Raw genomic sequence first — 23,383 nt, 5'->3', positions numbered from 1 at the left:
GAGATGCAGATAAACAGAGAGGCTATCCTAGCGGACTGGGAAGCTCACCCGATGAGGAAGCCGAGGATAGCGAAGGTCACCATAAACATAGGAGTTGGCGAGAGCGGTGAGAGGCTTACCAAAGCCGAGAAGATGCTCGAAGGACTCGTTGGCCAGAAGCCGATAAGGAGGCGCGCAAAGCAGACCAACAGGGACTTTGGCATAAGGCGCGGCGAGCCGATAGCGGTGAAGGTCACCCTCCGCGGTGAGAAGGCCTACAAAATGCTCGACAGGCTTTTGGAAGCAGTTGACAGGAAGCTCAGCGTCGGCAACTTCGACGAGCACGGAAACTTCTGCTTTGGAATCCAGGAGCACATAAACATCCCGGGCGTTGAGTACGACCCGGAGATAGGAATCTTCGGTATGGACGTCTGCGTGACCCTTGAGAGACCGGGCTTCAGGATAGCGAAGAGGAAGAGGCAGAGGAGGAAGATACCGAACAGGCACAAGCTGACGAAGGAGGAAGGTATCGTATTCGCGATTGAGGAGCTCAACGCCAAGGTGGAGGGATTGTGAGATGGCGAAGGCTGACTACAACAAGAGGAAGCCGAGAAAGTTTGGTAAGGGCGCGAGAAGGTGCATGCGTTGCGGTCAGTACGGCCCTGTCATCAGGATACACGGCCTTATGCTCTGCAGGCATTGCTTCCGTGAGGTCGCCCCAAAACTCGGCTTCAAGAAGTATGAGTGAGGTGAGTGAAGATGACTTTGCTTGATCCGCTGGCGAACGCGCTCTCACACATAACCAACAGCGAGAGGGTTGGCAAGAAGGAAGTCTACATAAAGCCCGCCTCAAAGCTCATCGGCGAAGTGCTGAGAGTCATGCAGGAGAACGGCTACATAGGCGAGTTCGAGTTCATCGACGACGGAAGGGCCGGCATCTACAGGGTTCAGCTCATAGGCAAGATAAACAAGGCCGGTGCAATAAAACCCCGCTTCCCCGTCAAGGCGAGGGACTACGAGAGCTGGGAAAAGAGGTTCCTTCCAGCGTTTGAGTTCGGTATCCTAATAGTCTCGACCTCCCAGGGAGTTATGACCCACAAGGAGGCCCGTGAGAAGGGCATTGGCGGAAGGCTGATAGCCTACGTCTACTGAGGTGAGAGCGATGCCGATAGACGCGTGGATTCGTGAGGAAGTTGAGATACCAGAGGGAGTCGAGGTCACCGTTGAAGGTAATACGGTCAAGGTCAAGGGGCCGAAGGGAGAGCTTGAGAGGGAGTTCAGCTATCCGGGCGTTCAGATATTCACCGAAGACGGTAAGGTTGTAGTTTACAAGGAGTTCCCGAGGAGAAAGGATGTCGCCATAGTCAGGACCTTCAAGGCCCACATAGCCAACATGATCAAGGGCGTTACCGAGGGCTTCACATACAAGCTCAAGGTCGTTTACAGCCACTTCCCGATGACCGTCAAGGTTCAGGGAGACGAGGTGGTCATAGAGAACTTCCTCGGCGAGAAGAACCCGAGGAGGGCCAAGATACTCCCGGGAGTCACAGTCAAAGTTCGCGGTCAGGAGATAACGGTCGAGGGCATAGACAAGGAGGCTGTAGGTCAGACCGCTGCGAACATCGAGCAGGCGACGAGGATAACCAAGTGGGACAGGCGCGTCTTCCAGGATGGGATTTACATAGTTGAGAAGGCAGGCAAGCCGATTAAGTTCTGAAGTGAGGTGTGAGGGATGAACGAGAAGGCGAGACTCCTGAGGATAAGGGCCAAGCTCAAGAGGAAGAAGCCGAGGTTCCTCCGCCAGGAGTGGTGGAGGTTCCCCAAGTTCAAGAACGACCCCAAGTGGAGAAGGCCAAAGGGAATTGACAGCAAGATGAGGCTCAAGAAGAAGGGCAAGCCCCGCTCACCCAGCATAGGCTGGAGCTCTCCCAGGGCAGTCAGGGGACTTCACCCGAGCGGTTACGAGGAAGTCCTCGTTCACAACGTGAAGGAGCTCGAAGCCATAGACCCCACAAGGCAGGCAGCGAGGATAGCGAGAACCGTTGGTGCAAAGAAGAGGGAGCTTATCGTTGCAAGGGCTAAGGAGCTCGGGATTAAAGTTCTCAACGCGAGGTGAGGCTCATGCTCAAGATGCAGAGAAGGATTGCCGCCGAGCTGTTGAAGTGCGGTGAGAACAGGATATGGATAGACCCCGAGAGAATTGACGATGTTGCCTCGGCAATAACCCGTGAGGACGTGAAAAGGCTCATCCACGAGGGCGTCATCAAGAAGAAGCCGATAAAGGGCCAGAGCAGGGCCCGTGCCAGGGCCTTCCACGAGGCTAGGAAGAAGGGCCGTCACCGCGGTCCTGGAAGCAGGAAGGGTAAGAAAACCGCTAGGATGGGCAAGAAGGAGCGCTGGATGATGACCATAAGGGCTCTGAGGAAAGAACTTAGAAAGCTCAAGGCCGAAGGGAAGCTCGATGCCCACACCTACAGGAGGCTCTACATCCGTGCCAAGGGCGGTCAGTTCAAGAACAAGAGGCAGCTCTACCTGTTCATGCAGGAGCACGGTATCTTAAAGGAGTGAGGTGAGATAGATGGCGAGAGGACCTAGGTATAGGGTTCCGTTCAGGAGGAGGAGAGAGGGCAAGACCAACTACCACAAGAGGCTCAGGCTCCTCAAGAGCAAGAAGCCGAGGCTCGTTGTTAGGAAGAGCCTCAACCACCACATCGCCCAGATAATCGTTTACGACCCCAAGGGTGACAGGACACTCGTTTCCGCCCATACGAGGGAGCTCATCAGGGACTTCGGCTGGAAGGGACACACCGGGAACACCCCGAGTGCCTACCTTCTCGGACTGCTCATCGGTTACAAGGCAAGGCAGGCCGGCATCGAGGAGGCCATCCTTGACATAGGCCTCCACCCGCCGACGAGGGGTTCGAGCATCTTCGCAGTCCTCAAGGGAGCGGTTGATGCCGGCTTAAACGTCCCGCACAGTGAGGAGATATTCCCGGAGGACTACAGGATAAGGGGCGAGCACATAGCGAACTACGCCAGGGCCCTCAAGGAGGAGGACGAGAGCTTGTACCGGAAGCAGTTCGGTGGATACCTTGTTAAGGGCCTTGAGCCTGAAAAACTCCCCGAGCACTTTGAAGAGGTCAAGGGCAAGATAATCGAGAAGTTTGAGGGGGCGAGAGAATGAGCGACCCGAGAGAGATAGCCCAGAGGGTTCTTGAGGAGTGGGAGCCGAGGACGAAGCTCGGCAGGCTCGTTAAGGAGGGCCAGATAACGGACATTCACGAGATATTCAGGAAGGGTTACCAGATAAAGGAGCCCGAGATAGTTGACGTCCTCCTTCCCGAGGTCAACCTCCGGGAGAACCAAGAGGTACTCGACATAGCCCTCACCGTGAGAATGACCGACAGCGGTAGAAGGATTCGCTTCCGCGTTCTCGCGGCAGTTGGCAACAGGGACGGCTACGTGGGCCTCGGAATCGGCCACGGAAGGGAAGTCGGCATAGCCATCAGGAAGGCCATCAACTACGCCAAGATGAACATCATCGAGATCAAGCGCGGATGTGGCTCATGGGAATGCCGCTGTAGAAGACCGCACTCGATACCCTTCGCCGTCGAGGGCAAGGAGGGAAGCGTTAGGGTCAAGCTCATGCCCGGTCCGCGCGGTCTCGGCCTCGTCATAGGTGACGTCGGCAAGAAGATACTCAGCCTCGCTGGAGTGCAGGACGTCTGGTCTCAGACACTTGGTGAGACTAGAACGACAGTAAACTTCGCAAAGGCCGTCTTCAACGCCCTCTACAACACCAACCGCGTTGCCATCCAACCCGGCATGGAGGAGAAGTACGGTATCGTCGTTGGCAGGGCGATGCCCCAGAGCTTTGAGCTGTGAGGTGAGAGAAGATGGCCAAGTTAGCGCTCATAAGGCTGAGGAGCGGTATCAGGGCGAGGGGCGAAGTGAGGGATACTCTAGCTATGCTCCGCCTCCACAGGATAAACCACCTCGTAATCGTTGACGACAACCCGAGCTACCGCGGAATGATACAGAAGGTCAAGGACTACATAACCTGGGGCGAGATAGACAAGGAAACCCTGGCAAAGCTCCTCAGGAAGCGCGGAAGGCTCATTGGAAACAGACCCGTTACCGAGGAGTACGTCAGGGAGAAGCTCGGAATAGGCATCGATGAGTTCGCCGAGAAAGTCGTTAACGGCGAGATGAGGCTCAAAGATTTGCCAAATCTCAAGCCGGTCTTCAGGCTCCACCCGCCGAGGGGTGGCCTCAAGGGGAGCAAGAAGCGCTCCTTCAAGGAGGGTGGCGCTTTAGGCTACCGCGGTGAGAAGATAAACGAACTCATTGAGAGAATGCTCTGAGGTGGCGAGAGATGATAAGGAGGAGGAAGAAGGTTAGGAAGCTCCGCGGAAGTCACACTCACGGATGGGGCTGCAAGAAGAAGCACCGCGGCGGCGGAAGCAAGGGCGGTAAGGGAATGGCAGGAACGGGCAAGAGGAAGGACCAGAAGTTCACCTGGCTTATCAAGTACGCCCCCGACCACCTTGGCAAGAGGGGCTTCCACAGGCCCAAGGCTGTCCAGTACACCCCGACTGTTATAAACCTCAGCGAGATAGAGGAGAACTTCGAGCTCTTTAAGGACATGGGCGTCATCTACGAGGAGGAAGGAAAGCTCGTCTTCGACGCGACACAGCTCGGCATCGACAAGGTTCTTGGAACAGGGAAGCTCACCCGCGCTCTCGTCGTCAAGGCCTACTACGTCACCCCCAAGGCAGAGGAAAAGATCAAGGAAGCCGGTGGCGAGGTCATCCTCGCCTGACACCTTTAATTTAACTTTTGGCGGGTGTTAATCATGGGAAAGACTAGGGACATAATCTATGCTCTGGAAAGGTATTTCCCCGAGGTCGAGAGGCCCAAGAGGCACGTTCCCCTCAAGGAAAAGTTCATGTGGACGGGCATAGTGTTGCTCCTCTACTTCATCCTCGCGGAGATACCCGTTTACGGAATCCCCTCGAAGGTGCAGGATTACTTCGCAACGCTACGTTTCGTTCTCGCCGGTAGAAACGGTTCCCTTCTTACACTTGGTATAGGCCCTATCGTCACCGCGAGTATAATCATGCAGCTCCTCGTTGGTTCGGAGATAGTTAGGCTCGACCTTTCCAACCCTGAGGACAGGCGCTTTTACCAGGCCACCCAGAAGCTCTTCGCAGTCTTCATGAGCTTCTTCGAGGCCGCTATCTACGTTTTCGCCGGGGCATTCGGTAAGGTCAACGGTGGAATCGGGGCATTCCAGACCGTTACCAGCCCCACCGGTGTGGTCTACATAGGTCTCGGTCTTGCAACCCTCATAATACTCCAGCTTGGCTTTGCATCGACCCTCCTGATACTCCTTGACGAGCTCGTGAGCAAGTGGGGTATAGGGAGCGGTATAAGCCTCTTCATAGCGGCGGGCGTTTCCCAGACGGTCATATACAAGTCCCTAGCGCCTGTGCCAAGCAACCAGTACATTGACCCCCTCACGAACCAGCCGGCCATAGTCGGCGCCATACCTGCTTTCATCCAGCACCTGCTCAAGGGTGACATAATGGGTGCACTTTACCGTGGTCCAACGTTGCCGGACATAGTGAAGCTCACCGGCACGATAGTGGTGTTCCTCATAGTTGTCTACCTCGAAAGCATGCGCGTGGAGATACCCCTTAGCTACGGCCGTGTAACCGTCCGTGGCAGGTATCCAATAAGGTTCATGTACGTCAGCAACATTCCGATAATCCTCACCATGGCCTTATACGCCAACATACAGCTCTGGGCCAGGCTCCTCACCAACTACGGCATAACTTGGCTCGGTACCTTTGACAAGAACGGCTTCCCGGCTAGTGGATTCGTCACGTACCTATATCCGCCGAGGGACATCTTCCATGTTATCAACGAGCCCGTAAGGGCCACTGTGTATGCCCTCCAGACGATATTCTGGTCGCTGATCTTCGGTTTCCTCTGGGTTGAGCTGACGGGTCTCGATGCCAGAAGCATAGCCAGACAGCTCCAGCAGGCGGGCCTCCAGATACCCGGCTTTAGGAGGGATCCGAGGATCCTTGAGAGGGTTCTCCAGAGGTACATACCCTACGTTACCTTCTGGGGCTCCTTTACGCTGGCAGTGGTGGCAGTACTAGCCGACTTCCTCGGGGCGCTTGGTACTGGAACGGGAATACTGCTTACAGTCGGTATACTCTACAGGTTCTACGAGGAAATAGCGAGGGAGCAGGCGACCGAGATGTTCCCGGCCCTGAGAAAGTTCTTCACGAAGTGATTTCCTTTTTTGCAAAACCTTTTAAGTCCGCTTTTTTATTATCCTTGCAGAACCCCCCCCTGGGTGAGGCTCATGCCGTTCGTAGTGATGATCACCGGTATTCCTGGAGTCGGAAAGAGCACCATCACCAGAATTGCCCTTAAGAGGACGAGGGCCAAGTTCAGGCTCGTTAACTTCGGTGACCTCATGTTCGAGGAGGCGGTTAAGGCCGGCCTCGTCAAGCACAGAGACGAGATGAGGAAGCTCGAACCTAGAACCCAGAAGGAGTTACAGCTCAAAGCGGCCCAGAGGATTGTGGAGATAGCCCGCAAGGAGCCCGTGCTACTCGATACCCACGCCACAATAAAGACCCCCGTTGGGTATCTCCTCGGCTTTCCCAGGGAGGTCATCGAGGTTATAAACCCAAACTTCATAGTCATCATCGAGGCCACCCCAAGTGAGATCCTCGGAAGACGCCTCCGTGACCTCAAAAGGGACAGGGATGTCGAGACTGAGGAGCAGATTGAGAGGCATCAGGATCTCAACAGGGCCGCGGCGATAAGCTACGCCATGCACTCAAACGCCCTCGTGAAGATAATCGAGAACCACGAGGATAAGGGTCTTGAGGAGGCCGTTAATGAGCTTGTAAAAGTACTTGATCTGGCGGTGGGAGAGTATGAGTGAGGCGATATACCACTTCCTTGACGTCCTGTTCGGACCCTTTATCATGAAGTACCACCCGATATGGGTGATAACGGTAGCGGGAGCAATAATCGGCGGTTTCTACACGCTGATATACTACTTCTTCACCGACGTGGAAAAGCAGAAGAAGATACAGAAGCTCAGCAAGGAGCTCCAGAAGGAAATGCGTGAGGCTCAGAAGAGTGGGGACGAGAAGAAGCTCCGCAAGGTTCAGCAGAAGCAGATGGAACTTATGAAGATGCAGAGCGAGGTTATGAAGCAGACTATGATTCCAATGCTGATCACACTGCCCCTGTTCTGGGTGTTCTTCGGGTGGCTCAGGCGGTGGTACGTTGAAGTGGGCATAGCAAAGTTACCCTTCAACTTCTTCCTCTTCGACTGGTTCCACAAGATGTATCATTCCAACCTGCCACCTGATCAGCTCGGCTACCTTGGCTGGTACTTCCTCACGAGCTATGCGGTCGGTATGATACTGAGAAAGCTCCTCGACATGGGATAAATTTAAAAACGCTCCGCTAAAAGGGGTTGCGAGGTGAGAGCATGAAGCCGATGTACAGGTCAAGGTCATGGAGGAGGAAGTACGTCCGCACTCCGGGCGGAAGGACGGTCATACACTTTGAGAGGAGGAAGCCGAGGATAGCCCACTGCGCCCTCTGTGGCAGGCCCCTCAACGGTGTCCCGCGCGGAAGGCCGAGCGAACTCAGGAAGCTCCCCAAAACCAAGAAGAGGCCTGAGAGGCCCTACCCGAACCTCTGCCCGAGCTGTATGAGAAAGGTCATGAAGGCCCAGGTAAGGGCCGGCATAGCCCTCTGAAGGTGTCCCCATGCCGAAGGGCTGCCTCGTAATAACCGTCAGTGGCCTTGCCGGGTCCGGGACAACGACCCTCTGCCGGAACCTAGCTAGGCACTATGGCTTCAAGCACATCTACGCTGGTCTAATCTTCCGCCAGATGGCCAAGGAAATGGGTATGACCCTTGAGGAGTTCCAGAAATATGCGGAACTCCACCCGGAGATAGACAGAGAGGTTGACAGGAGGCAGGTCGAGGCAGCCAAGGAGTGTAACGTTGTTATTGAGGGCCGTCTCGCCGGTTGGATGGTCAAGAACGCCGATCTAAAAATCTGGCTCGACGCTCCAATAATGGAGCGCGCCAAGAGGGTCGCGAGGAGAGAGGGCATCTCCGTTGAGCGGGCCTTCATTGAGATAGCCGAGAGGGAGAAGGGGAACAGGAAAAGGTATTTAAACCTCTACGGCATCGACATCGAGGACAAGTCGATTTATGATTTGATCATAAACACCGCGAAATGGGGTCCCGATGGGGTCTTCGCGATTGTGAAGGCCGCCATCGACCACCTTTACCCCGACGGCGACGCGGGGTCGGGTAGATACCCGGGCAACGAAAAAAAGAAGGAGGTGGGATGAATGCCTGCTATAGACGTTGGAAGGATTGCCGTTGTTATTGCCGGAAGGAGGGCCGGTCAGAAGGTAGTCGTTGCCGACATAATAGACAGGAACTTCGTCCTCGTTACCGGTGCTGGCCTCAACAAGGTCAAGCGCAGGAGGATGAACATCAAGCACCTTGAGCCCCTTCCGGAGAAGATAAACATCCCAAGGGGCGCCTCAGACGATGAGATAAGGCAGGCCCTTGAGCAGGCTGGAATCAGCCTTGAGTGAGGCCTTTTGGCCTCTTCTATCCTATGTTTTGAAAGGACTTTTTCTCAGGTGGTTCCATGAAGATTGCTCTCGTTACGGGAGTCACCGGTGGCATTGGCAGGGAACTTGCTGTGGCTCTCCTCAGAGAGGGTTACTTTGTTGTTGGCGTTGCCAGAAATCTGGAAAAGCTTAAGGAAATGAAGAATAAGCTCGGCGAGAGGTTTGAGTTTTTGGTTGCCGACCTCCTCAGGCAAGGTTCTTCAGAGAAGGTTGCCGAGGGGTTGAGGGACCTTGGCATCGAGAGGCTCGACGTGCTCGTGAACAACGCTGGCTATGGGCTTAGAAAGCCTCTCATCAAGCACTCCCCGGAGGAACTTGAGGGTGTCTTCAAGCTCAATGCCCTATTTCCCGTTATTCTCACAAGGGAACTCCTTCCCTTTATGGGCCAAGGCTCCACTGTTGTTTTCGTTATAAGTGGTGTGGCCTTTGTCAACGCCCCTGAGCTACCCTCCTACTGCGCCTCCAAGGCTGCCCTCCACAGTATGGCCCTGAACCTCGCTGGAGAACTCGGGAAGCTGGGAATCAGCGTAATGCGCGTCTATCCAAAGCAGGTCAAAACCGATTTCTGGGATGGAAAAGTTCCCAGGGGCTCAATAGGGCCAGAAAAAGTTGCCAGGGCCATAGTCAAAGGTCTTGAGGCCGGAAAAAGCGAGGTCTTCGTACCGGGCTACCTAAAACTCCTGAAGTATCTCCCGGGCTGGCCTGCATTTACCTACAGGTTCAAGTATTAAGCTCAGGTTTATAAGCAGTGTCAGGAATTTAGAGCGATAACGCTCATCGGTGATGCTCATGGCGAGGGATGAAGTCAGGAGAATCCTACCAGCTGATATAAAGCGCGAGGTTCTGGTTAGGGATGAGAAGGCTGAGACGAACCCGAAGTGGGGCTTTCCGCCCGAGAAGAGGCCCATGGAAATGCACATCCAGTTCGGCATAATAAACCTCGACAAGCCTCCTGGCCCGACGAGCCATGAGGTGGTTGCATGGATTAAAAGACTCTTCAACCTCAGCAAAGCAGGTCACGGCGGAACCCTTGATCCGAAGGTGAGTGGAGTTCTCCCTGTTGCGCTTGAGAGGGCAACAAGAGTAGTTCAGGCGCTTTTGCCAGCGGGTAAGGAGTACGTCGCTTTAATGCACCTCCACGGTGACGTTCCCGAGGATAAAATCAGAGCAGTCATGAAGGAATTCGAGGGTGAGATAATCCAAAGGCCACCCCTTAGGAGCGCAGTCAAGAGAAGGTTGAGGACGAGGAAGGTCTACTACATCGAGGTGCTTGAGATTGAAGGAAGGGATGTGCTCTTTAGGGTTGGGGTTGAGGCAGGAACCTACATCCGCTCCCTTATCCATCACATAGGCCTGGCCCTCGGCGTCGGTGCCCACATGGCCGAGTTGCGCCGCACCAGAAGCGGCCCATTCAAGGAGGATGAAACCCTCGTCACGCTCCACGATTTGGTTGACTACTACCACTTCTGGAAGGAGGACGGCATCGAGGAGTACTTCAGGAAGGCGATACAGCCGATGGAGAAAGCGGTGGAGCACCTGCCCAAGGTGTGGATTAGGGACTCTGCGGTTTCCGCGGTAACTCATGGTGCAGACTTGGCGGTTCCCGGGATAGTGAAGCTGCACAAGGGCATAAAACCCGGCGATCTGGTTGCAGTAATGACCCTGAAGGATGAGCTGGTTGCCCTTGGAAAGGCCAAGATGACTAGTCAGGAGATGCTCACAAAGACTAGGGGAATAGCTGTGGACGTTGATAAGGTTTTCATGCCGAGGGACTGGTATCCAAAGCTCTGGTAGCGGCCCTTGCTGACGCAAGCGCCGGCGGAAGGTTGAGTGCTTTTTGATTTTGATTTTTAGCTTTTAGTGGGTTTGTTCTCAACTTTATTTTTTGGTGAATGTTCCACTTTTAAAACGGCGTCCGAAGGACGCCAATAATGAGCTGGAACCGCTTTAAAGTTTCCATTGACATTAAACCCCCGCTTAGAATTATTAAATCAGGTGCACAACTGATTTTCTGCTCCTTGAAACGAGAGGGTACTTTTTCGCCAGCCTTTCCCAAAGGCTATTGCAAAGTTTCATCAAAGTTTGTACGTGCTTTTCGTGTGCTTTATTCCCATGGGCTTTCACACTCGAACTAACTTTTTGGATGTGGTTTACTTTCCATAGCGCCCGAGGGGCGCGAAGGAGATAAACCCAGCAGATATCAGCTACTCTATCCAAGAAAGTCAACTACAAGCCTTCTCATTACAAAGCACGTACGAACTGTTCCAAGGTGATTAAATTGAGTCAGAGCCATTTGGTCAGGCTTTGTGCAAGCAAAGGTTGCTGAGGGGCTATGCCCCCACGCCCCGAGCTTTGGTTGCATAAAATAATCGTTTGTGTTCTTTTGTTCGTTCTTTTACTTGGGCTTTTTTCGACTTAATTGATTCGTTTTTGCATGGTTATAAATTGAAAATCCTACGAAAAAAAAACGTTAGTTAATTCAACTTTAAAAAGAAAAGTTTATATAGTTTCATGTGTTATTGAATATGGCCAACTGGTCAGGTGGTGGCCATGAATTGGAGAAAGACTGCTTTCGGAACGTTTCTCGTGGCCATGGTGCTGAGTCTTCAATTGATTGCGGCTCCCCAAGCAATGGCAATGAGCACTAACAACGCCAGTATAACATTCCGCAGGGCGGTTGTTGCCTGGTATGACGATAAGGGCAGGCTCCAGATGAACGTTACATGGGTGAATAAGGTCGTTAACTTCACTAACCTGACTAAGGGCTGTCCGCTCTACAAGTCCAACGTTACTCCCAAAGTTAACGTTTCAGTAGTCACGCTTTACAACATGAGTGAAAGGCATGAGCAGTTGCTGTTCTTCAGGCTGAACTTCTACAACAGCACGTTTAACTATACGATGTACGCGCTCGTTTATCGTGCCGAGAGGAGCCAGTACAACTTTACTCTCGTCACGAGGATATTTACTGACCCTAAGACTGGCGAGTACAGGGCTTATCTAACTGGGATGAACATTGCTCCAAAGGACGAAAATAGAGTAGTTCCTGTTGCTGACAGTATTATTGTCAGAAACAACTTGACTCTCTCGGAGTATTACTGGACTCTTAACAAGGTTCTTATGAAGCTTAGGAGGCATGATGAGACAGCTTGGATCTGGGGCAGAAGTGCTTACGAGCTGAGACACTTATCGCACTTAGTAAGACTCACACTTCCAGAATACAACCAACAGAAAGCAGTGGGAGTGGCAGTGATCATAGATGGATATGGGGCATGTGTTGTAGGTTGTATACTAGAAAAACTTGTCGGAGATAGCGACTTAGCTAAATTATGCTATTGGACCTGTTGGACTGCTTTTGTAATGCCCAATCCCTACAGTGTGGGATTATGCGTGGCATGTGTTGGTTTAGCATTTGCACTTCCTTGTCTCGTACAGTGCAAATTAGAGGGATAAAACCTTATACTTTTTATTTTGTACAAACTCTGTGCACAAACTCAGAGGTGATCCCAATGGATGATATCACGAGGGAGGAACTTCTAAGGGCTGTACCGTTGTTTATTTTAGTTTTTATGACATATGCGTTTGTGTGGAATGCAACTGGTCAGAAGATACCTGCTGTTTGGGCGCCGGTGATCTCATTGGTGGTTACAGCCATCATCACTCCCTTACGTATCTGGTACCGGCACAGGAGGGGGTGGTGATGTGAGACTTGCATTTGGCATTCTTGGCCTCGTCCTTTATGCACTCCTTGGGGTAGCGGGCTCTTACTTGAACAGTCCACTCTGGAGGACAGTTCTCTTTATCCTGAGTATTATCCCAGTCACGCTCATGACTTTCCTGTTCGTTGACAACCTTAATGAACTCAAGGATGCCAAAAAGTTCGCCTCGTTTGTAACTCTCCTAATTTTCCTTACCCTTATTGGCTCCCTTTACCACGGAACTGCTACTAAGGAGAACCTAACCGAACTGTTACTCTTCGGGTTTTTTGTCTGGATATTAATTCCACTAAGCAAAACTAGGCTTTAAAGTCAATGGAGGTAAAACTTATGTCGTGGATAGAGTTGATGCATACGCACGATAATTGCGGGAATCCTTATACTCTTTTCTACTTTTTGCGTTTAGATGCTCCTTGTGCGGATAGGAGCCTAAAAACCCAACTTGGTGGTTCTTCTGTGTACTTGGATGCAACTGTGTGAATATGGTTCACAGTGATTATACTCAACAGTTCTTATTAGCTTTAGGCGGCATTAACCAACGAATCCCTTTCCCCCATCTTTATAAACCCCATCTCTTACCCTCCACTATGACCCACTACTACTCAGAGGAGCCGAGCACACCGTTGAAGACCAAGACTATAGAGGTCTGCCTTAGGGGGCAGTGCTTCAAGTTCATAACTGCCAGTGGAGTCTTCTCCTTCGGGAAGCTCGACAGGGGGACCGAACTTCTCATAGAGAGCATGGTGCTCGATGATAACTGGCGCGTCCTCGATCTCGGCTGCGGCTACGGCGCCATCGGCATTGTCGCCTCCCGCTTCGTTGACCATGTTATTATGACCGACGTGAACAGGAGAGCGGTTAGCATAGCGAGGAAAAACTTAAAAATCAACGGCGTTAAAAACGCCGAAGTCAGATGGGGGAACCTCTACGAGCCCGTTAAAGGCGAGAAATTCGATTCAATCATAACTAACCCCCCGGTGCACGCGGGAAAGGATGTCCTGAGGGAAATAGTTATAAACGCTCCCCGGCATCTCAACGATGGTGGCTTGCTCCAGCTCGTCATCAAGACGAAGCAGGGGGCAAGGTTCATAAGGTCCCTGATGGAGGAGACCTTCAGCGAGGTGAGGGAGCTCGCCAAGGGAAGCGGGTACCGCGTATACGCCGGGATCGCCTAGCCTGGGATGGCGCGGGCCTTGAGAGCCCGTGGGCGTTAGCCCACCGGGGTTCAAATCCCCGTCCCGGCGCCAAAATCACTGTAATCGTTTGAAACCCAAAGTGGAGGTGTGGTGATAATGTCAGACAACTTCAGGCATATCGTTCGTGTTGCGGGTGTTGATCTCGACGGACACAAGCAACTGAGATGGGCCCTTACTGGAATAAAGGGCATTGGAATAAACTTCGCCACTATGGTGCTCAGAGTAGCGGGCATAGACCCCTACATGAAGGCAGGTTACCTGACGAACGAGCAGGTCAAGAAGCTTGAGGAGATTATAGCGAATCCGGTGAAGCACGGCATCCCCTCATGGGCCGTCAACAGGCCGAAGGACTACGAGACCGGCAAGGATATGCACCTTGTCACCGCCAAGCTCGTCATGGCTTGGCGCGAGGACATCAACAGGCTAAGGAGGATTAGGGCCTACCGCGGTATAAGGCACGAGCTTGGCCTGCCACTTCGCGGTCAGAGAACGAGGTCGAACTTCAGGCATGGCACTACCGTTGGTGTGAGCAGGAGGAAGAAGTGAGGTGGTGTAAATGGGAGACCCGAAGAGGCAGAGGAAGAAGTACGAGACTCCCTCTCACCCCTGGATTAAGGAGAGGCTCGACCGCGAGAGAGTCCTAATGAGGAAGTACGCCCTTAAGAACAAGAAGGAACTCTGGAGGCATGAGACTCAGCTCAAGGAGTTCAGGAGGAGGGCAAGAAGGCTCCTCGCAGCCCGTGGCAAGCAGGCGGAGATCGAGAGGGCACAGCTCCTCCAGAGGCTCAACAGGCTCGGCCTTCTCCCGGCCGATGCGGTTCTCGATGATGTCCTATCCCTGACCGTTGAGGACGTTCTCGACAGAAGGTTGCAGACCATCGTCTACAAGAAGGGCCTCGCCAGGACAATTAGGCAGGCCAGACAGCTCATAGTTCACGGCCACATAGAGGTCAACGGACAGGTCATCCGCTCACCCGGCTACCTCGTTCTCCGTGAGGAGGAAAACTCAATAACCTACGCCAAGGGCTCACCTTTCGCCAAGGAGAGCCATCCCGAGAGGATTGTTATTGAACAGGCTAAGCAAGGTGGTGAGGCATGAGCGAGGAGCAGACCCAGCAGGTTAGTCTGAAGAAGAAGGAGAAGTGGGGAGTGGCACACATCTACTCCTCCTATAACAACACGATAATACACATCACCGACATCACCGGAGCCGAGACTGTCAGCAGATGGAGCGGTGGTATGGTCGTCAAGGCCGACAGGGACGAGCCATCCCCATACGCGGCCATGATAGCTGCGAGAAGGGCGGCCGAAGAGGCAATGGAGAAGGGCTTCGTCGGCGTCCACATCAAGGTTCGCGCCCCTGGAGGGAGCAAGAGCAAGACCCCTGGTCCGGGTGCCCAAGCTGCTATCCGTGCTCTGGCAAGGGCCGGTCTCAGGATTGGTCGCGTTGAGGACGTCACCCCAATCCCGCACGACGGAACGAGGCCCAAGGGCGGAAGGCGCGGAAGGCGCGTCTGACCACAACTTCTTTTTTTGGTGATGCCCATGGTGGAGTTTGAGATTCTTGAAAAGAAGGAGGACTCGATAAAGTTCATCCTCAGGGGCGTTGAAGTACCATTTGCCAACGCCCTAAGGCGGACAATCCTGGCGGAAGTTCCCACCTTTGCTGTCGACGAAGTTGAGTTTTTCGAAAACGACTCCGCCCTCTTCGATGAGATAATCGCCCACAGGCTTGCAATGATACCCCTGACAACCCCCCACGAGAGGTTCTCACTTGACTCTCTGGAACTTGATGACTACACCGTTACGCTCTCCCTGGAAGCGGAGGGGCCGGGGATGGTTTACTCCGGCGACCTTAAGACGGACGACGAGGGCATAAAACCCGCTAACCCAAACATCCCGATAGTCAAACTTGCAGAGGGCCAGAGGCTGGTCTTCAACGCCTACGCGAAGCTCGGTCGCGGTAAGGACCACGCCAAGTGGCAACCCGGCTTCGTCTACTACAAATACCTCACGAAGATTCACGTGAGTAAAGAAGTCCCCGACTGGAAAGAGCTTGGAGAGCTCGCCAAGAGGCGCGGTCTGCCCGTTGAAGAAACTGAAAACGAGCTCATCGTAACAACGACCAAGGCTTTCTACCTCCCCCGGAAGTTCGAGGCCTACTGGGGTGACAAGATACGGGAGGAAGTCCTTCCCAATACGTTCGTCTTTACGGTGGAAACGAACGGAGAACTCCCCGTTGAGGAAATGGTGAGCATAGCGCTCAAGATACTCATGAGAAAGAGCGATAGATTTATAAACGAGCTCCATAAATTAGCCGACTGACGCGGGGGTTGCCGAGCCTGGTCAAAGGCGCGGGATTCAGGGTCCCGTCCCGTAGGGGTTCCGGGGTTCAAATCCCCGCCCCCGCACCATAACGCTCACCCCGTCCACCTGTCGGTTTCCCTGCGAGAGCGTTGGGGAGGTATGTTCATGGTTAAGAGAACCGGTCCAACCGACATCAACCTGAGGAGGCTCATTCGCTCCCTCAGAAAGAAGTCGAACGAGGAAGGAGTTAAGATATGGAAGGACCTAGCCTGGCGCCTTGAGAGGCCCAGAAGGCAGAGGGCAGAGGTAAACGTCAGCAAGATAAACCGCTACACCAAGGAAGGCGATACCGTCGTTGTCCCGGGAAGCGTTCTTGGAGCGGGAAAGCTTGAGCACAGGGTAATCGTTGCCGCATGGAAGTTCAGCGAGACTGCAAGGAGGAAGATAGTTGAGGCAGGCGGAGAGGCCATCACGATAGAGGAGCTTATGGAGAGAAACCCCAAGGGTAGTGGAGTAATCATAATGGAGTGATGGGCCATGAGGATTATTAACGCTGAAGGACTTATCCTTGGAAGGCTCGCCTCGAAGGTTGCCAAGATGCTCCTCGAAGGCGAGGAGGTTATCATAGTCAACGCCGAGAAGGCCATCATCACAGGAAACCGTGAGGACATCTTCGCCAAGTACAAGCAGAGAACCGAGCTCAGAACCAGAACCAACCCGAGAAGAGGCCCCTTCTACCCGAAGAGGAGCGATGAGATCGTCAGGAGAACCATCAGGGGAATGCTCCCGTGGAAGACCGACCGGGGAAGGAAGGCCTTCAAGAGGCTCAGGGTCTACGCTGGAATTCCGAAGGAGTTCGAGGGCAAGGAGCTTGAGACCATAAGCGAGGCCCACATGTCGAGGCTCGCAACCCCGAAGTACGTTACAGTTGGTGAGGTTGCCAGGTTCCTCGGTGGAAAGTTCTGAGGTGAGAGAAGATGAAGGTCATCCAGACTGCTGGAAAGAGGAAGACCGCCATAGCGAGGGCGACCATAAGGGAAGGGAAGGGTCGCGTTAGGATCAACCACAAGCCGGTCGAGATTATCGAGCCGGAGATAGCGCGATTCACCATTATGGAGCCCCTCATTCTGGCAGGGGAAGAGATTGTGAGCAAGGTTGACATTGACGTCAAGGTTGAGGGCGGGGGTTTCATGGGACAGGCCGAGGCAGCGCGCGTCGCCATAGCGAGGGCTTTGGTTGAGTGGACGAATGACATGAACCTCAAGGAAAAGTTTATGAAGTACGACAGAACCATGCTCGTTGGGGACAGCAGGAGAACCGAGCCCCACAAGCCCAACCGCTCAACCAAGGGTCCGAGGGCCAAGAGGCAGAAGTCCTACCGCTGATGCCCTTCCTTTAAAAATTTGAGGTGTTGAGAAATGATAGTTCCCGTCAGGTGCTTTACCTGCGGAAGGGTGCTGGCAGATAAGTATTATGAGTTCAAGAAGAGGGTTGAGGCCGGGGAAGACCCGGGCAAGGTGCTCGACGACCTCGGGGTTGAGAGGTACTGCTGCAGGAGAACCCTCCTCAGCCACGTCGAGCTCATCGACCAGGTAATGGTTTACAAGGTGTACTAAAACCACAATTCTTGGGGGGCCGTGGGGTAGCTTGGTCTATCCTCCCGGCTTGGGGTGCCGGAGACCCGGGTTCAAATCCCGGCGGCCCCACCAAAACTCTCTGAATGGGAAAAACGGCTCTTGGAGGCGGAAGGAAGGGGGGAATAGCCGTGTTTAAGTACACCCGCTTTGAAAAGGCCCGCATCATCGGAGCAAGGGCCCTGCAGATAGCTATGGGAGCTCCCGTGCTCATAGACGTCCCCGAGGGGGCAACGCCACTGGAGGCTGCCCTGCTTGAGTTTGAGAAGGGTATCATACCAATCACTGTGATAAGGCCGAGCTGATGAAAGATGACGGTCATAGAAAACGTAATAGGCAGGGTTGCAGTGCTCAGGGGAGGTAAATACTCCGTCGAGGTAGACGTTATAACCAGCTCTGGCTTTGGTCGCTTCGCCTCCCCGATAGACGAGAACCCCGACCTCTACATAGCCGAAGCCCACAGGGCGGTCAGCGAGGTAGATGAGATAATTGGGCCCGAGCTAATAGGCTTTGACGCAACGGAGCAGGAGCTTATAGACAGTTACCTGTGGGAGATAGACGGAACCGACGATTTCAGCCACATCGGGGCAAACACCGCTCTGGCAGTTTCTGTTGCCACGGCCAAGGCCGCCGCCAACGTTAAGGGGATGTCCCTCTACAGCTATCTCGGGGGAACCTTCACTACAGAGCTCCCTGTTCCCGTACTCAGGCTCTCGGGGGAGGAGCTCTTCGAGTACTACGTGATGGTCAGGGATTTGATGGAGATTACAGACGTCGTTGATGCCCGCAACAGCGTCCTCAAGAACCTTGAGGGTAGGGACATAGGTGATTACTCAAAGGCAACAGAGAAGGCGAGCGATGAACTGGGCCTTGACGTTGCTCTTGGCATCGTCCAGAGACGGCCCCTTGAGATCGAAGAAGTCCTATCTCTCGTTGAAGACAATAACGTCTCATACATAAAGCCGGTCGGGGGGGAGGAGCTCTTCCTTGAGCTTATAGCTGGCACGCACGGTGTTTTTATAGATGGGGAGAATCTCTTTCGTGAGAAGGGCATACTTGACAGGCGCTATTACAACGCGCTCTCAATCAAGCCCATAAACCTTGGCACTCTCACAGACCTCTATAATCTCGTGAACGATGCGAGGTCTGAGAGGATAACCCCAATCCTCGCGGAGGCTCGCTACGAGTCCTCCGACGAGGCACTGGCCCACTTAGCCGTGGGCCTGCGCTTCCCGGCGATGGTGCTCCAATCGGACTCCATCGCCAAGCTGAACGAGCTGATAAGGATAGCCGAAGATTTGGGTGAAAGGGGTAGAGTGATAACCTTTGAAGGATGAGGAGGTGATAAGAATGGAGGAATATCTCGTTCCGCTTGACCAGTACCTCGCTGCGGGCGTCCACATCGGAACCCAGCAGAAGACGCAGGACATGAAGAAGTTCATCTACAGGGTTAGGCAAGACGGTCTCTACGTCCTTGACGTCAGGAAGACGGACGAAAGACTTAGGGTCGCTGGTAAGTTCCTTGCAAGGTTTGACCCGGAGAGCATTCTCGCTGTGAGCGTTAGGCTCTACGGTCAGAAGCCCGTTAAGAAGTTCGGTGAGGTTACCGGTGCCAGGGCAATCCCCGGCCGTTTCCTCCCGGGAACGATGACGAACCCCCAGGTCAAGAACTTCTTTGAGCCCGACGTGCTCATCGTCACCGACCCAAGGGCCGACCACCAAGCTATGAAAGAGGCGGTTGAGATCGGCATCCCAATAGTTGCGCTTGTCGACACCGAGAACTTCCTCAGCTACGTTGATCTCGCTATTCCAACCAACAACAAGGGAAGAAAAGCTTTGGCTCTCATCTACTGGATCCTCGCGAGGGAGATACTCTATAACAGAAAGGAGATTGAGAGCAGGGAGGACTTTAAGATACCCGTTGAGGACTTCGAGATGAGGATTATACGAACCTGAGGGGAAGGTTTTTAATCCCTTCCCTTTAGTTTAGCTCGCGCGGGGGTGCCCGAGCCTGGCCAAAGGGGGCGGACTTAAGATCCGCTGCCGTAGGGCTGCGCGGGTTCGAATCCCGTCCCCCGCACCAAAGGTTTAAAAGATTCAACGTTCCGGTGTGTTCAGGTCATGAGGTGATAAAGATGGCGAGATTCCCTGAGGCTGAAGCCAGGATCTTTAGAAAGCTCGTCTGCATGCGCTGTGGTGCCACTAACCCGTGGGGAGCCAAGAAGTGCAGGAAGTGTGGTTACAAGGGCCTTCGCCCGAAGGCCAGAGAGCCGCGCGGTGGCGGGCGCTGATCACTCCCCCTTCAGTTTTTTTACGGTCTCCTCCAGAAAGGCGAGGCCCTCTTTTAGAAGTTCTTCCCCTTTGGGAGTGAGCCTGTAGTACTTCCTCGCAGGTTTTCCTGTTTCGCTCTCCTGCCACTCGGCAGTTACGTATCCTTCTTTCTCCAGCTTGTAGAGAACGACGTAAGAGCTTACCGTCGCGGGTTCAAATTCAAAGCTCTCTTTGATCTTGCTCTTAAGCTCGTAAGCGTACATGGGCCTCTCCTTCAGGAGCCTCAGGATGTATATCCAGAGAACCTCCTTCGTTATCTTGTTTTTCAACCTCTCTATGGGAGCCGTCATGTTCTCACCTGTTTTATATCCTGTAAATATTTTGGAAGCATGTAATTTTAAGCGTTTTGGCAAAAGGTTTTTTAGTTGGGAACCTTACAGGAAAATGGGTGGTTTGATGGACCTGAATCTCAATGGTATTGTTGGTGACGTTGGAGTCTGGGGTGTTGTGGGATTTATAACTGGCTACGCCCTCAAAAAACTCTTGAAACTTACAATGGCCCTCATAGGTGCCTATATCCTCAGCCTCTTCTACCTTCAGCAGAAGGGAGTAATCACAATAAACACTGACAAACTCTTTAATCTGGCGAATAACATAACCCAGCAGGTTATGGGTCTGGGTCAGAAGGTGCTGGGCATTCTTCCTGGGACAGGAAGCTTCGTTGCCGGTTTTTACATCGGCTTCAAAAAAGGTTGAGGAAATCAGACTTTACCCCTGTAAAGCACCTTTATGAGCTCCTCGGGAAGCCCTTCCCTCTTGATTTTCTCCTCGACCAGCTTCTTTTCGTCATCGTAGTCAACCTCAATGAACTTTGCGTGGAGTGTGTCAACGTCAACCAGAGCGAAGGTTGCTTTGTGGTTCTTCCCCGGCGGATAGCCTATGCTTCCGGGGCATATGACCCTTCCGTAGCGGGTCATTGCGTTAACGGGATACTTCGGTGATGCAACGAACAGTATCTCGTAGTCCTTGACCGGTCTCATTATGGCCTCGTAGTAGCTGGTCGGCTGGTCGGGGAGGACCTTACCCTCGAAGGGATTGAGCGGGCTTCCGTAGACGCCAAAGATGTCGTTCTTTCCAATCTTGTCAACTAGGTATATCGGCAGGTCCCTTATGAATTCCCTTCCCTCGTGTCCCAGCTTTTCCCAGGTGTATTTGAGAGCTTTTTTGACGTACTTTGGGTAGTCTGTCTCGTCTATGTACTCCGGTCCTTCTGCGTGGGGGTCACTCGCCGCTATAACCTGGTCGAACTCGCCACGGATGACCTTGACGGTGTTGTTCCTTATTAGGTCGTCAAGTGCGTCTATAACCTCCCTTGGATATGGGAACAGGCCGACGATGTTCCCGAGAACGTAGTATTTTTCAATCTCATATCCTTCCTCTTTCAGTGCCTCTATCTTCTCCAGGGCCTTTGCCAGGGCCGGGAAGTTCCCGTTGATGTTCGCCAGAACAGCCACGTAGACCATCCCTTACCACCTCCATATTTTTCTTACCCAAAGAAACTAAAAAGTGGGAGGTATTTAAGCCTTTCGCTTTCCGCGCTTTTTCCTTTCGCGGTTGAGTGCCATAAGATAGGCGAGGAGAGCGTCCTCTATCATCTTTCCTCACCTCCTCTGGTTTTGTTCAAGTTAATGAAGTGGGCATGATAATGCACTAACTGAGTACGGCTTTGGCGGGATGCTGGGTTTTAAACGCTAAGCAGAACCTCTCAAGTAGTTTCGCTTCTTATCTGAGCCGAAGAGCACATTTTGAGGAAAACACTGGTGAGGAAGCAATAGATTGAAACACGAGAGCACGCTCAAGAATGTGGCTCATCTTCCGCCAGCGTTTACACAAACAAGCCGATGGCGGACCGGCGGGGCTTCGAACCCCGGACCTGCGGCTTAGGAGGCCGCCGCCCTATCCTGGCTAGGCTACCGGTCCACTGCCCGCTATTCCCTCACAGGGAAGGGTATTTAAAGTTTGCGGTTTACTGAAAGCGGTGAGGTGAAAATGGTGGATGAACTCGACAGAAAAATAATCTCACTGCTCCAGAAGAACGCCCGTCTCTCGTACCGCGAGATTGCAAGGGAGCTCAATGTAGCCGTTGGAACCGTCTACAACAGGATAAAGCGCCTTGAGGAGGAGGGAGTCATTAAGGGATACTCTCCTATTCTCGACTACGAAAAGCTCGGCTTTGGCTTAACTGCGCTAATAGGGATAAAGGCCAAGGGAAGGAAGATAACGGAGATAGAAGGCAGGATAGCCGAGAAGAACAACGCCATGATGGTCTACGACATAACTGGGGAGTTCGACATTTTCGTCATAGCTAAGTTCAGAAACAGGGAGGAGATGAACCGCTTCGTTAAGTGGCTACTCTCTCTGGACGGAGTAGAAAAAACGAACACGAGCGTCGCTATGGAAGTTGTCAAGGAGGAGCCAAGGCTAAGGCTTGAGGACTAACACCTCATCCAGAAAGCGCTCCGCGAAGTCATCGAGGCTCTCAACGGGGAGCGTTTCATCCTTTCCGTTCACCTTTCCCCTGAAGATAAACCTCCGGGCGTTTATCTCCAGAATCCGCCTAAAGTCCGGGTTCTCCCTTACGACTCTCTCAAGGACTTCCGTGAACTCACTGCTGCTTACCTCTACAATAACCCCTTCGATGACAACCCTTTTGCCGCACTCCTCCTCACTGCACTCAAACCTGAAGGGAACACCGGGGGTGAACTCTAGTGGTATGCTCAGTCCCCCGGCGTTGTATATGAAGCCCTTCATGTCAATCCAACCTTATCAGGCTTTCAACTGGGAAGTCGTATTCGTCCTTCAGGTACTCAAGGATGTCTCCGACGCTGACAAGGAAGAACATGCCCACCGGCTTTGCCCCGGCCTGTCTCGTCAGTTCTACGAGGGCCTTCTGGGTTTCCCCGCTCCTTATGACGTCGTCAACTATCAGGACTTTTTCACCTTTCCGCAGGGCCCAGTATGGGAGGTATAGCGTCATGACGCTTCCCGAGGCGCTGGGAACATAGCTGGCCTCGTAGAACTTCTCGACTCCAACTTCCTTTTTCTTCTTGGCGTAGACGATGTCAACCCCTAGTTCCCTCGCTATGTGCGTCCCGAGAACGATGCCGTCGGTTTCGGCGGTGAGAACCTTGTCCACGTCCCTGTCGAGGTATCTCCCTGCAACCTCTTCCGCTATGAGGCTCATCAGAGCCGTATCGCTCAGCACGGGCATGTTGTCGAAGAAGCCCCTCTCGTCGAACTTTATCCTCTTCCTGACCTCTTCCTCGATGTTTATGTAGGGGAGCAGGAGGTTCAGGAGCTCCCTCGTCCTCTCAGCACTGGGGAGAACCTTTCCCCTGACGTATCTGTTCAAGACAGTTATCGGCAGTCCCGTTATCCTTGAGAGCTCCTCGTAGGTGTAGCTCTTTTTGAGTAATCGGAGAATCCTTATGAGACGGAGCTTCTCTTGGACGGACTTTAGCTGGCTCACGTTATCACCTCCGCGTGGCGATTGATTAACAAAAAAATGTATAAATACGTTTCGG

40 protein-coding genes and 5 tRNA genes are annotated in these 23,383 nt (G+C 53.1%); 40 read left to right on the top strand and 5 right to left on the bottom strand.

Annotated features, from left to right (window positions below):
* Positions 1–3: 3 nt before the first annotated feature.
* The 38 genes from MVC73_RS08165 to MVC73_RS07980 all read left to right on the top strand — a co-directional run bounded on the left by MVC73_RS08165 (position 4) and on the right by MVC73_RS07980 (position 19,819).
* Positions 4–555, top strand: a complete 552-nt coding sequence (locus tag MVC73_RS08165) for a 50S ribosomal protein L5 (protein WP_297509487.1) — start codon at positions 4–6, stop codon at positions 553–555.
* A gap of 1 nt (position 556) precedes the next feature.
* On the top strand, positions 557–727 hold the full coding sequence (locus MVC73_RS08160) for a 30S ribosomal protein S14 (RefSeq protein WP_297509484.1): 171 nt from the start codon (positions 557–559) through the stop codon (positions 725–727).
* Between the two features lie 11 nt (positions 728–738).
* Positions 739–1,131: a 30S ribosomal protein S8 gene (locus tag MVC73_RS08155; RefSeq protein ID WP_297509481.1), complete on the top strand. Its 393-nt coding sequence runs from the start codon at positions 739–741 to the stop codon at positions 1,129–1,131.
* 10 nt (positions 1,132–1,141) lie between these two features.
* The gene (locus MVC73_RS08150) at positions 1,142–1,696 is read left to right on the top strand and encodes a 50S ribosomal protein L6 (protein WP_297509478.1); all 555 of its coding nucleotides are present in this window, start codon (positions 1,142–1,144) and stop codon (positions 1,694–1,696) included.
* A gap of 15 nt (positions 1,697–1,711) precedes the next feature.
* Entirely contained in the window at positions 1,712–2,095 is a 384-nt protein-coding gene (locus MVC73_RS08145) for a 50S ribosomal protein L32e (protein ID WP_297509475.1), read from the top strand.
* Positions 2,096–2,100: 5 nt separating this feature from the next.
* A complete protein-coding gene (locus MVC73_RS08140; protein ID WP_297509472.1) occupies positions 2,101–2,547 on the top strand; it encodes a 50S ribosomal protein L19e in 447 nt (148 codons plus the stop codon).
* Between the two features lie 10 nt (positions 2,548–2,557).
* On the top strand, positions 2,558–3,163 hold the full coding sequence (locus MVC73_RS08135) for a 50S ribosomal protein L18 (protein ID WP_297509469.1): 606 nt from the start codon (positions 2,558–2,560) through the stop codon (positions 3,161–3,163).
* Complete coding sequence (gene rpsE, locus MVC73_RS08130; protein ID WP_297509467.1) at positions 3,160–3,864, top strand: 30S ribosomal protein S5; 705 nt, start codon at positions 3,160–3,162, stop codon at positions 3,862–3,864. The genes MVC73_RS08135 and rpsE overlap by 4 nt, the downstream gene beginning before the upstream one ends.
* Before the next feature lie 11 nt (positions 3,865–3,875).
* Positions 3,876–4,343, top strand: a complete 468-nt coding sequence (locus MVC73_RS08125; RefSeq protein WP_297509464.1) for a 50S ribosomal protein L30 — start codon at positions 3,876–3,878, stop codon at positions 4,341–4,343.
* 11 nt (positions 4,344–4,354) lie between these two features.
* Entirely contained in the window at positions 4,355–4,801 is a 447-nt protein-coding gene (locus MVC73_RS08120) for an uL15 family ribosomal protein (protein WP_297509462.1), read from the top strand.
* A 33-nt stretch (positions 4,802–4,834) separates the two neighbouring features.
* A complete protein-coding gene (gene secY, locus MVC73_RS08115; protein ID WP_297509459.1) occupies positions 4,835–6,286 on the top strand; it encodes a preprotein translocase subunit SecY in 1,452 nt (483 codons plus the stop codon).
* 72 nt (positions 6,287–6,358) lie between these two features.
* Positions 6,359–6,949: an adenylate kinase gene (locus tag MVC73_RS08110; RefSeq protein ID WP_297509456.1), complete on the top strand. Its 591-nt coding sequence runs from the start codon at positions 6,359–6,361 to the stop codon at positions 6,947–6,949.
* Positions 6,942–7,466, top strand: coding sequence for a DUF106 domain-containing protein (locus tag MVC73_RS08105; RefSeq protein ID WP_297509453.1), 525 nt, complete (start codon positions 6,942–6,944; stop codon positions 7,464–7,466). The genes MVC73_RS08110 and MVC73_RS08105 overlap by 8 nt, the downstream gene beginning before the upstream one ends.
* Positions 7,467–7,507: 41 nt before the next feature.
* A complete protein-coding gene (locus MVC73_RS08100) occupies positions 7,508–7,780 on the top strand; it encodes a 50S ribosomal protein L34e (RefSeq protein ID WP_297509450.1) in 273 nt (90 codons plus the stop codon).
* A 10-nt stretch (positions 7,781–7,790) separates the two neighbouring features.
* Positions 7,791–8,387, top strand: a complete 597-nt coding sequence (gene cmk / locus MVC73_RS08095) for a (d)CMP kinase (protein ID WP_297509447.1) — start codon at positions 7,791–7,793, stop codon at positions 8,385–8,387.
* On the top strand, positions 8,388–8,639 hold the full coding sequence (locus MVC73_RS08090) for a 50S ribosomal protein L14e (RefSeq protein ID WP_297509444.1): 252 nt from the start codon (positions 8,388–8,390) through the stop codon (positions 8,637–8,639).
* A 56-nt stretch (positions 8,640–8,695) separates the two neighbouring features.
* On the top strand, positions 8,696–9,409 hold the full coding sequence (locus MVC73_RS08085; protein WP_297509441.1) for an SDR family NAD(P)-dependent oxidoreductase: 714 nt from the start codon (positions 8,696–8,698) through the stop codon (positions 9,407–9,409).
* Between the two features lie 58 nt (positions 9,410–9,467).
* Complete coding sequence (locus MVC73_RS08080; protein ID WP_297509610.1) at positions 9,468–10,472, top strand: RNA-guided pseudouridylation complex pseudouridine synthase subunit Cbf5; 1,005 nt, start codon at positions 9,468–9,470, stop codon at positions 10,470–10,472.
* Positions 10,473–11,228: 756 nt separating this feature from the next.
* A complete protein-coding gene (locus MVC73_RS08075) occupies positions 11,229–12,128 on the top strand; it encodes a hypothetical protein (RefSeq protein ID WP_297509438.1) in 900 nt (299 codons plus the stop codon).
* A 56-nt stretch (positions 12,129–12,184) separates the two neighbouring features.
* The gene (locus MVC73_RS08070) at positions 12,185–12,376 is read left to right on the top strand and encodes a hypothetical protein (RefSeq protein ID WP_297509435.1); all 192 of its coding nucleotides are present in this window, start codon (positions 12,185–12,187) and stop codon (positions 12,374–12,376) included.
* Position 12,377: 1 nt separating this feature from the next.
* Complete coding sequence (locus MVC73_RS08065) at positions 12,378–12,701, top strand: hypothetical protein (protein ID WP_297509432.1); 324 nt, start codon at positions 12,378–12,380, stop codon at positions 12,699–12,701.
* Positions 12,702–12,978: 277 nt separating this feature from the next.
* Positions 12,979–13,566 carry a class I SAM-dependent methyltransferase gene (locus MVC73_RS08060; RefSeq protein ID WP_297509429.1) on the top strand — a complete coding sequence of 196 codons (588 nt, stop codon included), beginning with the start codon at positions 12,979–12,981 and terminating at the stop codon, positions 13,564–13,566.
* Positions 13,552–13,638, top strand: a tRNA-Ser gene (locus MVC73_RS08055). The genes MVC73_RS08060 and MVC73_RS08055 overlap by 15 nt, the downstream gene beginning before the upstream one ends.
* A gap of 45 nt (positions 13,639–13,683) precedes the next feature.
* Positions 13,684–14,133: a 30S ribosomal protein S13 gene (locus tag MVC73_RS08050; RefSeq protein WP_297509607.1), complete on the top strand. Its 450-nt coding sequence runs from the start codon at positions 13,684–13,686 to the stop codon at positions 14,131–14,133.
* 10 nt (positions 14,134–14,143) lie between these two features.
* On the top strand, positions 14,144–14,686 hold the full coding sequence (locus tag MVC73_RS08045) for a 30S ribosomal protein S4 (RefSeq protein ID WP_297509427.1): 543 nt from the start codon (positions 14,144–14,146) through the stop codon (positions 14,684–14,686).
* Positions 14,683–15,105, top strand: coding sequence for a 30S ribosomal protein S11 (locus MVC73_RS08040; RefSeq protein WP_297509424.1), 423 nt, complete (start codon positions 14,683–14,685; stop codon positions 15,103–15,105). Before MVC73_RS08045 ends, MVC73_RS08040 begins: the two co-directional genes overlap by 4 nt.
* Positions 15,106–15,126: 21 nt before the next feature.
* A complete protein-coding gene (locus MVC73_RS08035) occupies positions 15,127–15,912 on the top strand; it encodes a DNA-directed RNA polymerase subunit D (protein ID WP_297509421.1) in 786 nt (261 codons plus the stop codon).
* Position 15,913: 1 nt separating this feature from the next.
* Positions 15,914–16,001 (top strand) — tRNA-Leu (locus MVC73_RS08030).
* 58 nt (positions 16,002–16,059) lie between these two features.
* Entirely contained in the window at positions 16,060–16,425 is a 366-nt protein-coding gene (locus MVC73_RS08025) for a 50S ribosomal protein L18e (RefSeq protein WP_297509418.1), read from the top strand.
* Between the two features lie 6 nt (positions 16,426–16,431).
* A complete protein-coding gene (gene rplM / locus MVC73_RS08020; protein WP_297509415.1) occupies positions 16,432–16,860 on the top strand; it encodes a 50S ribosomal protein L13 in 429 nt (142 codons plus the stop codon).
* Positions 16,861–16,871: 11 nt separating this feature from the next.
* Positions 16,872–17,279, top strand: a complete 408-nt coding sequence (locus MVC73_RS08015; RefSeq protein WP_297509412.1) for a 30S ribosomal protein S9 — start codon at positions 16,872–16,874, stop codon at positions 17,277–17,279.
* A gap of 33 nt (positions 17,280–17,312) precedes the next feature.
* Complete coding sequence (locus MVC73_RS08010; protein WP_297500424.1) at positions 17,313–17,510, top strand: DNA-directed RNA polymerase subunit N; 198 nt, start codon at positions 17,313–17,315, stop codon at positions 17,508–17,510.
* Positions 17,511–17,525: 15 nt separating this feature from the next.
* Positions 17,526–17,603, top strand: a tRNA-Pro gene (locus MVC73_RS08005).
* Between the two features lie 56 nt (positions 17,604–17,659).
* A complete protein-coding gene (locus MVC73_RS08000) occupies positions 17,660–17,833 on the top strand; it encodes a DNA-directed RNA polymerase subunit K (RefSeq protein ID WP_297500473.1) in 174 nt (57 codons plus the stop codon).
* 6 nt (positions 17,834–17,839) lie between these two features.
* Positions 17,840–18,865, top strand: coding sequence for a hypothetical protein (locus MVC73_RS07995; RefSeq protein ID WP_297509409.1), 1,026 nt, complete (start codon positions 17,840–17,842; stop codon positions 18,863–18,865).
* Between the two features lie 13 nt (positions 18,866–18,878).
* Positions 18,879–19,484 (top strand): 30S ribosomal protein S2, encoded by a 606-nt coding sequence (gene rpsB, locus MVC73_RS07990; RefSeq protein ID WP_297509406.1) that lies wholly within the window; start codon positions 18,879–18,881, stop codon positions 19,482–19,484.
* 39 nt (positions 19,485–19,523) lie between these two features.
* Positions 19,524–19,611: transfer RNA gene (locus tag MVC73_RS07985), tRNA-Leu, on the top strand.
* Between the two features lie 52 nt (positions 19,612–19,663).
* A complete protein-coding gene (locus tag MVC73_RS07980; RefSeq protein WP_011250446.1) occupies positions 19,664–19,819 on the top strand; it encodes a 50S ribosomal protein L40e in 156 nt (51 codons plus the stop codon).
* Here MVC73_RS07980 and MVC73_RS07975 read toward each other — a convergent pair whose 3' ends face one another.
* Positions 19,820–20,149, bottom strand: a complete 330-nt coding sequence (locus MVC73_RS07975; RefSeq protein WP_297509400.1) for a PadR family transcriptional regulator — start codon at positions 20,147–20,149, stop codon at positions 19,820–19,822.
* A gap of 106 nt (positions 20,150–20,255) precedes the next feature.
* Here MVC73_RS07975 and MVC73_RS07970 point away from each other — a divergent pair, with 106 nt between their 5' ends.
* On the top strand, positions 20,256–20,555 hold the full coding sequence (locus MVC73_RS07970; RefSeq protein ID WP_297509397.1) for an FUN14 domain-containing protein: 300 nt from the start codon (positions 20,256–20,258) through the stop codon (positions 20,553–20,555).
* Positions 20,556–20,560: 5 nt separating this feature from the next.
* On the opposite strand, the gene MVC73_RS07965 is transcribed toward MVC73_RS07970, so the two are convergent.
* Positions 20,561–21,322 carry a metallophosphoesterase gene (locus tag MVC73_RS07965; RefSeq protein ID WP_297509395.1) on the bottom strand — a complete coding sequence of 254 codons (762 nt, stop codon included), beginning with the start codon at positions 21,320–21,322 and terminating at the stop codon, positions 20,561–20,563.
* Between the two features lie 379 nt (positions 21,323–21,701).
* Positions 21,702–21,779: transfer RNA gene (locus tag MVC73_RS07960), tRNA-Arg, on the bottom strand.
* A gap of 69 nt (positions 21,780–21,848) precedes the next feature.
* On the opposite strand from MVC73_RS07960, the gene MVC73_RS07955 reads away from it, so the two are divergent.
* On the top strand, positions 21,849–22,298 hold the full coding sequence (locus MVC73_RS07955; protein WP_297509604.1) for an Lrp/AsnC family transcriptional regulator: 450 nt from the start codon (positions 21,849–21,851) through the stop codon (positions 22,296–22,298).
* On the opposite strand, the gene MVC73_RS07950 is transcribed toward MVC73_RS07955, so the two are convergent.
* Positions 22,281–22,610, bottom strand: coding sequence for a hypothetical protein (locus MVC73_RS07950; RefSeq protein WP_297509393.1), 330 nt, complete (start codon positions 22,608–22,610; stop codon positions 22,281–22,283). The two genes, MVC73_RS07955 and MVC73_RS07950, sit on opposite strands and share 18 nt — an antisense overlap.
* 1 nt (position 22,611) lies before the next feature.
* Entirely contained in the window at positions 22,612–23,328 is a 717-nt protein-coding gene (locus MVC73_RS07945) for a phosphoribosyltransferase family protein (protein ID WP_297509390.1), read from the bottom strand.
* Positions 23,329–23,383: the final 55 nt, after the last annotated feature.

Source organism: Thermococcus sp., from assembly GCF_027052235.1.
In the GTDB taxonomy this organism is placed as follows: Archaea; Methanobacteriota_B; Thermococci; order Thermococcales; family Thermococcaceae; genus Thermococcus.
The sequence above is the reverse complement of the archived record's forward strand: the minus strand, read 5'-3'. Positions and strand labels throughout refer to the sequence as shown.